The sequence below is a fragment of the Oceanobacillus luteolus genome, from assembly GCF_023715655.1.
In the GTDB taxonomy this organism is placed as follows: domain Bacteria; phylum Bacillota; class Bacilli; order Bacillales; family Amphibacillaceae; genus Oceanobacillus; species Oceanobacillus luteolus.
This window is the reverse complement of sequence record NZ_JAMBON010000177.1, coordinates 1-269: the sequence shown is the minus strand read 5'-3', so window position 1 is coordinate 269 and position 269 is coordinate 1. Positions and strand designations below refer to the sequence as shown.

Sequence of the window (269 nt, the reverse complement as noted above, 5' to 3'; positions counted from 1 at the left end):
TCTTACTGTAACCATTCCGTCTGTTTTCTGTTTCTTTTTCATCTTTATCGTTCGTTTCGTAGCCTAAATGATGGTTCATTTCACCCTTTAACATCGTTTCAAACATCGGTCCAAATATATCTTTAAGAGCGTTCTGCATGTCTTCTACGGTCTCTGGTTGGTAGTTTTCTAGAATCTGTTTCGCTAGTTCAGCTGATTTCTGATCTCGCTTTGACTTAGTCAATAGAATAACCTCCCAATCTTATATGTTTATTCTAACAATAAAAAAA

At 35.3% G+C, this 269-nt stretch carries 1 protein-coding gene; it reads right to left on the bottom strand.

The annotated features are described in order from the left end of the window. A partial coding sequence (locus M3210_RS20265) for a transposase (protein WP_285853914.1) occupies positions 1–223 on the bottom strand: 223 nt, incomplete at its 3' end. Positions 224–269: the final 46 nt, after the last annotated feature.